This is a genomic window from Rhodococcus sp. ENV425 (assembly GCF_002887785.1).
Classification (GTDB): Bacteria; Actinomycetota; Actinomycetes; order Mycobacteriales; family Mycobacteriaceae; genus Rhodococcus; species Rhodococcus aetherivorans.
The window spans coordinates 1-1,303 of sequence record NZ_PCZU01000264.1; the positions used below are offsets into that span (position 1 = coordinate 1).

The window sequence follows — 1,303 nt, forward strand, 5'->3', positions numbered from 1 at the left end:
ATCGACCGTCATGCGGTGTCCTCCTCGTCCACGTGCGGCCGCGGAATGGTCACCGTGACCTTATCGCCACGACCGGCCTGACTACTCTGTGTTTCGTGCAGGACAAACTTGTGTGGATCGATTGCGAAATGACCGGATTGCGGATCGACAGCGACAAGCTGATCGAGATCGCCGCCCTCGTCACCGACAGTGATCTCAACGTGCTCGGCGACGGGGTGGACATCGTCATCCACGCCGACGACGACGCGCTCGCCGCGATGCCGGACGTCGTCACCCAGATGCACGAGCGCTCCGGGCTCACCGACGAGGTGCGCCGGTCCACGGTGAGCGTCGCCGAGGCGGAGAAGATGGTGCTCGACTACATCCGGGCCCACGTCCCGGAGGCCGGCACCGCGCCGCTGGCCGGCAACTCGATCGCGACGGACCGCGGGTTCATCGCCCGCGACATGCCCGAGCTCGACGCCTACCTCCACTACCGCATGGTGGACGTCAGCTCCGTCAAGGAGCTGTGCCGGCGCTGGTACCCGCGGATCTACTTCGGGCAGCCGGCGAAGGGCCTGTCGCATCGGGCGCTCGCCGACATAAAGGAGTCGATTCGGGAGCTGCGGTACTACCGGCGGACCGCGTTCGTCGCCCCACCGGGCCCTCCGTCGGCCGAGATCGCCGCTGTCACGAAGGAGTTGGGTCCGGCCTGACCTGCGGATTCGCCGTTTCCGGCAAAGTCAGGCTAGTATCTGTACCGCAGGCGCAACCGGCCCAGGCCGATCGCGAATGCGATGGTGAGTGTAGTTCAGTTGGTAGAGCACCAGGTTGTGATCCTGGCTGTCGCGGGTTCGAGTCCCGTCACTCACCCCCACAGGGCGAGTCCCTGACCAGCAGAGATGCCGGTCAGGGACTCGTCTTTTTCGGCGTCGCGCAGCTCTGCACCAGCGCTCCGTCCCGAGATGCGGCGCTTGGGCGGACGACCGCCGAATCGCGCGATCGACCCGCCGTGCAACGGCGATCACCCGGTGAAGCAGTACGAGTCGCTGGACGCATCCCCGCCCTGCAGGCGGGTCTGGTGCACCCTGCGTCCGCGGAAGTCGTCGCCGTGCGGGAAGAATCCACGGTCGATGACCAGACCACCGGCGGAGACGTCGGCATCGAACTTCGCCATCCACGCCCCCACCCCGTCTGGGTAGAAGACCTCGTCCCAGGCCGCATAGAGCGAGTTGGTGGCGTAGACCCGGCGCCCGTCGCGACTGACCTCCACCATCTGCGGAGCTCCCGCGAGCCGGAGGCCCGGATCCGCCGGGTGCGGCTC

Annotated in this window: 2 protein-coding genes and 1 tRNA gene; 2 read left to right on the plus strand and 1 reads right to left on the minus strand. The window is 67.2% G+C overall.

Translation table 11 applies throughout. The features are described 5' to 3' along the window. The first annotated feature begins 95 nt into the window (after positions 1–95). Together orn and CQZ88_RS23560 are read left to right on the plus strand one after the other, a co-directional pair. Positions 96–695, plus strand: coding sequence for an oligoribonuclease (gene orn / locus CQZ88_RS23555; RefSeq protein ID WP_029543010.1), 600 nt, complete (start codon positions 96–98; stop codon positions 693–695). Positions 696–778: 83 nt separating this feature from the next. Beyond that, a tRNA-His gene (locus CQZ88_RS23560) sits at positions 779–856 on the plus strand. 147 nt (positions 857–1,003) lie between these two features. Here CQZ88_RS23560 and CQZ88_RS31685 read toward each other — a convergent pair. Then, positions 1,004–1,303 (minus strand): selenium-binding family protein (locus tag CQZ88_RS31685; protein ID WP_258008748.1); only part of this gene is annotated, 300 nt, incomplete at its 5' end.